The 8,000-nt window shown below is 75.1% G+C and carries 11 protein-coding genes; 8 read left to right on the top strand and 3 right to left on the bottom strand.

Annotation, left to right across the window (positions count from 1 at the left end):
- The first annotated feature begins 5 nt into the window (after positions 1-5).
- Both AB0881_RS07300 and AB0881_RS07305 read left to right on the top strand, forming a co-directional pair.
- Complete coding sequence (locus AB0881_RS07300; protein ID WP_366615013.1) at positions 6-806, top strand: helix-turn-helix transcriptional regulator; 801 nt, start codon at positions 6-8, stop codon at positions 804-806.
- Positions 807-817: 11 nt separating this feature from the next.
- Positions 818-1,537, top strand: a complete 720-nt coding sequence (locus tag AB0881_RS07305) for an SDR family oxidoreductase (RefSeq protein ID WP_366615014.1) — start codon at positions 818-820, stop codon at positions 1,535-1,537.
- 18 nt (positions 1,538-1,555) lie between these two features.
- Here AB0881_RS07305 and AB0881_RS07310 read toward each other — a convergent pair whose 3' ends face one another.
- Complete coding sequence (locus tag AB0881_RS07310; protein ID WP_366615016.1) at positions 1,556-2,359, bottom strand: FkbM family methyltransferase; 804 nt, start codon at positions 2,357-2,359, stop codon at positions 1,556-1,558.
- A 226-nt stretch (positions 2,360-2,585) separates the two neighbouring features.
- Entirely contained in the window at positions 2,586-3,131 is a 546-nt protein-coding gene (locus AB0881_RS07315) for a nitroreductase family protein (protein ID WP_366615018.1), read from the bottom strand.
- Between the two features lie 111 nt (positions 3,132-3,242).
- Between AB0881_RS07315 and AB0881_RS07320 the strand changes: the two genes are divergently transcribed.
- The gene (locus AB0881_RS07320; RefSeq protein WP_366615019.1) at positions 3,243-3,983 is read left to right on the top strand and encodes an ABC transporter ATP-binding protein; all 741 of its coding nucleotides are present in this window, start codon (positions 3,243-3,245) and stop codon (positions 3,981-3,983) included.
- A 5-nt stretch (positions 3,984-3,988) separates the two neighbouring features.
- Entirely contained in the window at positions 3,989-5,773 is a 1,785-nt protein-coding gene (locus AB0881_RS07325; RefSeq protein ID WP_366615020.1) for an FtsX-like permease family protein, read from the top strand.
- Positions 5,774-5,801: 28 nt separating this feature from the next.
- Here the strand turns inward: AB0881_RS07325 and AB0881_RS07330 are convergent, their stop codons facing one another.
- On the bottom strand, positions 5,802-6,953 hold the full coding sequence (locus AB0881_RS07330) for a GTP-binding protein (RefSeq protein WP_366615022.1): 1,152 nt from the start codon (positions 6,951-6,953) through the stop codon (positions 5,802-5,804).
- A gap of 64 nt (positions 6,954-7,017) precedes the next feature.
- Between AB0881_RS07330 and rpmG the strand changes: the two genes are divergently transcribed.
- The 4 genes from rpmG to rpmF are packed head-to-tail and all read left to right on the top strand — an operon-like array spanning position 7,018 to position 7,897.
- Positions 7,018-7,182 carry a 50S ribosomal protein L33 gene (rpmG, locus tag AB0881_RS07335; RefSeq protein WP_366615023.1) on the top strand — a complete coding sequence of 55 codons (165 nt, stop codon included), beginning with the start codon at positions 7,018-7,020 and terminating at the stop codon, positions 7,180-7,182.
- On the top strand, positions 7,182-7,418 hold the full coding sequence (gene rpmB, locus AB0881_RS07340; RefSeq protein WP_366615024.1) for a 50S ribosomal protein L28: 237 nt from the start codon (positions 7,182-7,184) through the stop codon (positions 7,416-7,418). The genes rpmG and rpmB overlap by 1 nt, the downstream gene beginning before the upstream one ends.
- Positions 7,418-7,723, top strand: a complete 306-nt coding sequence (gene rpsN, locus AB0881_RS07345) for a 30S ribosomal protein S14 (protein ID WP_366615025.1) — start codon at positions 7,418-7,420, stop codon at positions 7,721-7,723. The genes rpmB and rpsN overlap by 1 nt, the downstream gene beginning before the upstream one ends.
- A 12-nt stretch (positions 7,724-7,735) precedes the next feature.
- A complete protein-coding gene (gene rpmF, locus AB0881_RS07350) occupies positions 7,736-7,897 on the top strand; it encodes a 50S ribosomal protein L32 (RefSeq protein WP_366615026.1) in 162 nt (53 codons plus the stop codon).
- Positions 7,898-8,000 lie beyond the last annotated feature (103 nt).

The following is an 8,000-nucleotide window of genomic DNA, read 5'->3' on the forward strand; positions in this document are numbered from 1 at the left end:
GAACCGTGATCCATTCCATCTCCGTGCGGGTCGAGGCGGTGCCCTGCGAGCTGGCCACCGGCCGGCCGCGGCCGTCGCTGCGCCCGTACGTCGTGGGCTACGGGGGCTTCCGCACCGGAACGGCGGAGCCCCCGCGGCGCCGGGTCCTGCCGCTAAGCCTGACCACGCTGATCGTGGACTTCGCCGGGCCGGGGCTGGTCACCGGGCCGCGGGACACCCCGCTCGTGTGCGACACCGGCTGGCGGTACGGGATCGCGGTCGGGCTGACCTCGGCGGGCGTGTCGGCGCTCCTCGGCGTCCCGATGCGCGAGCTGGCGGGCACCGGGGTCCCGCCGGACGACCTGCTCGGCCGCCGCGCGCGGCGGCTGGCGGACCGGGTGGCCGGGGAGCGCGGCTGGGCCGCCCGGTTCGCCGTGCTGGACGAGGAGCTGTCGGAGCTGCTGCGACCGCGTCCGGACCCGGACCCGTCGCGGGACGGCATGGTGTCCCGCGCGTGGTGGCGGATCCAGGAGTCGGCCGGTCGGCTCCGGATCGACGAGCTGGCCGACGAGCTCGGCGTCGCCCGGCGCCGCCTGGAGGCCGGCTTCCAGCGGCGGATCGGCCTGCCGCCCAAGACGGTCGCGCGGATCGCCCGCTTCCAGCACGTCGCGCTCCTGCTGAGCAGGCCGTCCGCGACGCTCGATCTCGCGGGGACGTGCGGGTACGCCGACCAGCCGCACCTCACCCGGGACGTCCGGGCGATGAGCGGCCTCACGCCGCTGCAGCTGCGCGCATTCCTTCAATACAACGGGAGGCCCGCGGGCTAGTCTCCCGGGCCATGACGCTTACCGGGAAGACGGCGCTCGTGACGGGCGGCACGCGCGGGATCGGCCGGGCGATCGTGCGGCGGCTCGCCCGCGACGGCGCCCGCGTGGTGTTCGGCTTCAAGGAGAGCCGGGCGGCGGCCGACGAGCTCGTCCGGGAACTGGACGGCGCCGTCGCCGTGCGCGCGGACCAGGAGGACCCCGCGTGCGTGGACGCGCTCTTCGAGCCGGTCGCCGGCGGCCTCGACATCCTCGTCAACAACGCGGCGGTCAACGCGCCCGCGCCGATCGCCGACGTCACGGCGGAGGAGTTCGACCGGGTGATGACGGTCAACGCCAAGGTCCCGTTCCTGGCGATGCGCCGGGCCGGCGGGGTCCTCCGCGACGGCGGCCGCATCGTCAACATCTCCACGCTCAACACCGCGCTCCCGGTGCCCGGCCTCGCGATGTACTCCGCGAGCAAGGCCGCGCTGGAGCAGTTCACCGCCGTCGCGGCGCGCGAGTACGGCGAGCGCGGCATCACCGTCAACACCGTGTCGCCGGGCACGACCGACACCGACCTGCTCCGCGCCACGAACCCGCCCGAGGCCCTGGAGCAGACCATCGCGTTCACCGCCCTGCGGCGCCTCGGCCGCCCGTCCGACATCGCGGACGTCGTCGCCTTCCTCGCCGGCCCGGACGGCGGCTGGATCACCGGCCAGAACATCCGCGCCACCGGCGGTCTCATCCTCTGAGTGTGGGCCGGGCGGGGATCAGCGGCCGCGAGGAGGGGGTTCCGTCGTGAACAGGACGGAGTTGATGTAGCGCCTGCCGGGGCGCAGCGCCCTGGCGGCGAAGCCGCGGTCCAGCTCGTGCACGGTGCTCCGCTGGTGGGCGCCCAGGTCGAAGCCGGCCAGCGGGACCCAGCCGGAGTCCAGCAGCACATGCCCGGTGTAGCCCCAGGCCCGCGCCAGGGCGATCACCTCCGGCATCCGGCCGTGCCGCTCCTCCACCTCGATCAGCAAGGCGGGCCGGTCGCGGCGGACGGTCTCGGCCGCCCCGCGCAGGACGTTCAGCTCGTGGCCCTCGACGTCCAGCTTGATGAAACGCACGTCGGCGAGACGGAGGCTGTCCACGGTGACCCGGGGGACCCGGACGGGACGGCCCGCGCCCGCGGTCACCGAGGAGACGCCCGCCAGGGCCCCGCCCTCCGGGATCCACAGGTCGATCTCGCCGCACTCGTCGGACGCCGCGGCCTGCACGACGTCGACCCGCGGGAAGGTGCGGCGCAGCAGGCCGGCCAGCCGCGGGTCGGCCTCCAGGGTCACCACCCGGTCCGCCCGGTCCGCCAGGCGCCGCGTCCACGGCCCGAACCAGCCGCCGACATCGACCGCCGTCCCGCCGGCGGGCACGTACTCGGGCAGCCGGGCCAGTTCGGGCTCCAAGCGCGGATAGACCGCCCGCACCAGCCGGCCGACCAGCCCGTCCGGCAGCACCTGGACCATCCGCCGCCCCAGGGGCGCGCGGCCGCCGGACGCGCCCTGCCCGGGTGGCGAGTCGAGGACGTCGTCGACCATCACTTTCACTCCGTCGGGTCCATGGCGCCACGGCCGCGTGCGCTGATCGCCCTCGCCCTGGCGCGCACGGAGACGAAAAAGCCCTCGGGGGCCTTCCCGCTCATCCGTCGAAGCGAGCAATCCGGAGATTAGGCGACGCCATGGAGGCGGACAATGTCTCCACCGGCAACGAAAAGATCACGAACGGGGCCGCGGGGGCGGGGCGGCTCACCGGGGTTCCGGACGTTCAGAAGCCGATCCAGCGCGTGATGCCGTCCAGCGGCAGGCGTCCCGAGGGGATGGCGGACCTGCCCCGGGGAGCGGGCGCCGGGTAGCCGAGCGATATGGCGGTCCGGACCTTCCACGGCGGCCGGACGCCGCACAGCCGGGCGGCCCGCTCGGCGTTGGCGGCGGGGAAGAAGGACGCCGGGCAGCTGCCGAGGCCGAGGCCGTGGGCGGCGAGCATGAGGCTCTGGGCGACCCGGCCCGCGTCGAACTCGGCGTCCTGGCCTCCCGCCGCGTGGTCCACGGCGAGCACGACCGCCACCGGGGCGGCGGCCAGATGGGCGGCGTACGCGCCGAGCAGGCCCAGCTCCCGCAGCAGGCCGCGGTCCTGGACGACGAGGAACCTCCACGGCTGCCGGTTGCGCGCCGACCCGGTCCAGCGGGCCGCCTCCAGCACCCGTACGATCTCCGCCGCGGGCACCGGCCGGTCGTCGAACCAGCGGGTGGCCCGCAGCGACGACACCTGCGCCGGCAACCCCTCTTCGGGCCGTTCTCCGTTCGTCCGCACCCGACCGATCCTAGGTACGGCCCCCGCGTCCCAGGTCACGCGGCCGCGGTTGACGCTCACCTCAGCTAACCGCTATCTATTGGCTAGCCGTTAGGGGTAGGCGGAGGGTGCATGAACGATTTCGGCGCTGTGCTGCGGGCCCGCGGCCTGTCCAAGAGCCATGGCGAGGGCCAGAGCCTGGTCCGGGCCGTCGACGAGGTCCAGCTGGACGTTCCGGCGGGCCGGACGCTGGCGGTGACGGGGCCGAGCGGCTGCGGGAAGTCCACGCTGCTGCACCTGCTGGGCGGCCTGGAACGGCCGACCGCGGGCGAGGTGTGGCTGGCCGGGGAGCGGATCGACAGGCTGAGCGAGCGGGCACTGGCCCGGCTGCGCCGCCGGACGGTGGGCTTCGTCTTCCAGTCCTTCCATCTGGTGGAGGAGCTGTCCGCGGCGGAGAACGTGGAGCTGCCCGCGCTGCTGGCCGGCCGCTCGCGGCGTGCGGCCAGGCGCCGCGCGGCCCTCCTGCTGGAGCAGATGGGGCTCGCCGACCGCGCCCGGCATCTGCCCGGCGAGCTGTCGGGAGGCCAGCGGCAGCGGGTGGCCATCGCCCGCGCCATGGCCAACGAGCCGCTGGTCCTGCTGGCCGACGAGCCGACGGGGAACCTGGACACCGCGGCGACGCTCGACGTGCTCAGGCTCTTCGAGGAGCTGCGTGCCGGCGGGCAGACCGTCGTGCTGGTCACGCACGACCAGCGGGTAGCGGCCACCGCGGACCGGCTGGTCTCGATGCGCGACGGGGTGTTCGTCGACGACACCTGGATGGCGGGGCGCGGTTCCGGGCGCCTCGCCGACCTGGTCGGGCTGGAGGACTGACCGCCGTGGGCCGCATCCTGCTGGTGCTCCGGCTCGTCCTGGCCGACGTGCGCCGCCATCCCGGCCAGGCCGGGACGCTCCTCATCGCGATCACCGCCGCCACCGCCACCCTGGCCCTCGGCCTGTCACTGTCCGGAGGGACCGAAGCGCTCTACCGGCAGACCCGGGACGCCACGGCCGGGCCGGACATGGTCGCGCTCTCCCCCGGCGCCGACCGGAAGACGGTCACCACGCTGAAGTCGCTGGAGCGCGCGCCCGGGGTGATCGCTCACAGCGGACCGTACCGGCAGTACTACACCAAGCTCACGGCACACGGTTCCACGGGGGCCGCGGTGGTGCACGCCACCGGCACGGCACCGGCCCGGGTCGACCGCCCGCTGGTGACCTCGGGCACCTGGGTGCGCCCCGGCGGCGCCGTGCTCGAACGCGGCTTCGCCGGTGCCATGGGCGTCGAGGTCGGCGACCGCGTCACCATCGCCGGCCGCCCCATGCCGGTCGTCGGGATCGCCGTGACCGCGGCCCGCGCGGTCTACCCGTGGGGACTGGGGATCGGCCCGGGCGGCGGGCCGAGCGACGGCGGCGGCGTGGTCTGGCTGGCCGAACCGGACACCCGGGCGCTGGCGGCGTCCGACGCCCCGGTGACCTCCTTCATCAACCTGAAGCTGCGGGATCCGGCCACGGTCGAGGAGGCGAACCGGCACGACCCCGCCTGGGCCTCGTTGCTCGGGGACACGTGGGTGAGCACCAGGTCCTGGCAGGACATCGCCAGGCAGGACTTCGTCATCTTCCGCGACACCCAGCCGATCCTGGTCGTCGGCAGCTGGCTGCTCGGCTTCCTGGCCATCGGGGGCGTGGCCACCCTGGCGGCGGGACGGGCCGTCAAGCAGGCCCGCCGGGCCGGGCTGCTCAAGGCCGTCGGCGCCACCCCCGGCCTCATCGCCGCGGTCCTGCTCGCCGAGTACCTGACCCTGGCGCTGCTCGCCAACGCCCTCGGCCTGACGATCGCGCGGCTCGCGGCGCCGGCCGTCCTCAATCCCAGTGCCAGCCTGCTCTCCGCCCCCGCCGGCCCGTCCGGCGACACCGTCTTCTTCACGACCGTCGTCGCCGTGGCCGTGGCGCTCCTCACCACCTGCGGCCCGACCGTGCGGGCGGTGCGGACCGCGACCGTCACCGCGCTGGCCGGAACCGCCCGCCGGCCCCGGCGCCGGCCCTGGCTGAACGGGCTGTCGGCGCTGCTGCCGATCCCGCTGCTGCTCGGGCTGCGCCTGATCGCCCGCCGGCCCGGCCGCGCCTTCCTGCACGGATGCAACATCGCGATCACGCTGATGGTGGCGACCGCACTGCTGATCATGTACGCGCAGCCCGTCGAGGGCTATCCGGGCTCGCCCATGGCGACCGCGGCGCGCATCGCGCAGGAACGGCACATCCTGCTGGCCGTCACCGTGACGGCACTCGTGCTCGCCCTCGTGAACACCGCCACGATCACCTGGACCACCGCGCTGGAGGCCCGCCCCACCATGGCCGTCGCCCGCACTCTGGGCGCGACCCCCGGCCAGATCACGGCCGGGCTGTCGACGGCGCAGCTCCTGCCGACGCTGCCCGGCGCCCTCGCGGGCATCCCCCTGGGCATCCTGCCCTTCAGTGCCGGGGAGGTGACGGCGCCCCCGGCGTGGTGGCTGCTCGCCGCCGTGCTCGCGTCCCTGCTGGCGACGGCGGCGCTCACCGCCCTGCCGGCCCGCCTCGCGGCCCGCCGGACCGTGGCCCGGACGCTCGGCGCCGAGGCGTCCTGAGCACGGCCCCGGGTCGGCGCGTTCTCGATCAGGTCGTCGGGTCGAGGTCGAGGATCTCGGCGAACGGGTCGTCCAGGGCGGTGGCGGTCTCGTCGGGTGCGAGCAGGCACGAGTCGAGCAGGTCGTGGATCCGGTCCTGGTCGAGGCCGGGGCCGGTGAGGACGAGGTGCTGGACGCGGTCGCCGCGGCCGGGGGCCCAGTCCAGCGCTGCGGCCAGCCTGCGGGCGGGCGGGACGTCCGCCCAGGCGGGCTCGGGAAGCGCGGCCAGCCAGGGCCCGGTGTCCTCCACGGTGACGATGCCGGCCACCGCGTCCCAGGCCAGCATCCGGTCGGGCCGGCTGGCGAGCCAGAACCGGCCGCGGCTGCGCACCGACTCGGTGGCGAGGACGTCCATGGCGTCGAAGAACCGCGCCGGGTGCAGGGGCGCGGTGCGGTGCCAGACCACGGTGTCGGCCGCGGGGGTACGGGTCGCGCAGGGCAGCTGGGCCGTGGCCGGATCGACGCGGGCCGCCAGCTCGCGGGTGCACAGCGCGGGGCCGGTCAGCGGCGGTAGCGGCTCGCCGGGCATGGTTACGGGCGTCATCGGCGCCAGATGGCCGAGCAGCTCGCGGCACAGCCGGAGGTCGTCCTCGTCGGCGGGCGGCAGCGCGGCGGGCAGCGTGTCGGGGACGACGAGCGCGGTGGCGTACTCGATCTGGTGGGCCAGCACCTCCGCCAGGTAGCGCCCGTCTCCGGCCGCGCCCGGCTTGCCCGCCTCCGACAGCAGCTCGCCGCGGCAGATGTCGGTGGGCATCAGCTCGGCGTCCACCGCGGTCAGCACCCCGGCGAGCCGGATGTCGCCGTCCAGGCCGGGGTGGTCGAGGGCCTCGGCGACCGAGCGCGGCTCGACGCAGTCCCACAGGTCCACCACCAGCAGCGGCGCCCGGTCCGCGTACCGGAGCAGCCGCGGGATGAGGTCCTCGCGGACGGTGCAGGTCACGCAGCCGTGCTCCAGCCGGACCAGGGTCTGCTCCAGCGTCGCGGCGGCGTCCCGGACGGTGCGCGTCACCAGCCCGCCGGCGATCTCGCGCAGGTCGTGGTGGATCGCCAGGGCGCCGGGACGCTCGCGCAGCAGCCGGTCGACGACGGCGGCGCGGGCCACGCCGTGCAGGCCGGCCACCAGGACGACGGGAACGGACATCGGGGACCCCCTCTGCAAATGAAAACGGTTATCGCTATCATTGCATGCGTCGAGAGGAGGTTCGATGGCCCGCAACGAACTCCGGCCGGTGATCAAGCTCCGGTCCACCGCCGGAACCGGCCACACGTACGTCACCCGCAAGAACCGCAGGAACGACCCGGACCGGCTGACCCTGCGCAAGTACGACCCGATCGTCCGCAGGCACGTCACGTACCGGGAGGAGCGCTGATGCCCGCCCGCTGCATGCTGACCGGGGCCGAGCCGTCGTTCGGGAAGAAGGTGTCGCACTCGCACCGGCGCACCTCGCGCCGGTTCGACCCCAACATCCAGCGCAAGCGGTACTGGCTGCCGAGCGAGGGCCGGTACGTCCGCCTGCGGCTGTCCGCCCGCGCGATCAAGACGATCGACAGGATCGGCATCGAGGCCGCCGTGGCCCGCGTCCGTGCCCGTGGAGAGAGGGTCTGATGGCCAAGAAGAGCAAGATCGCCGCGAACGAGCGGCGCCGCGCCGTCGTCGCGCGCCACGCGGCCCGCCGCGCGGAACTCAAGCGCCTGATCCGCAGCCCGCACACCGCCGAGGAGATCCGCGCGGCGGCGATCCGCGAACTCCGGCGCCAGCCGCGCGACGCCAGCGCGACCAGGGTCCGCAACCGCGACGCCGTCGACGGGCGGGCCCGCGGGCACCTGCGCAAATTCGGGCTGTCGCGGGTGCGCTTCCGCGAGATGGCCCACCGCGGCGAACTCCCCGGCGTCACCAAGTCGAGCTGGTAGGAGCACTCCCCCATGGCCGTCCCCAAACGCAGGAAGTCCCGCAGCAACACCCGCAAGCGCCGCTCGCAGTGGAAGGCGCGACGCCCCGACCTGGTCCCCATCACCGTCGAGGGGCGGCGCGTCCTCGTGCCGCGCAGGCTCGTCCGGGCCTACCAGAACGGAGAGATCACGTGACCGCGCCCCGGCCCCGCCGTCCCGAGGGACGCCACGGCTCCCGTCCCCCCGCCGGAGCCGGCGGCCGCTGACGGCGCGGGCGGCAGGGCGCCCTGCCGCCCGC

Source organism: Spirillospora sp. NPDC029432, from assembly GCF_040703975.1.
Lineage (GTDB): Bacteria > Actinomycetota > Actinomycetes > Streptosporangiales > Streptosporangiaceae > Spirillospora.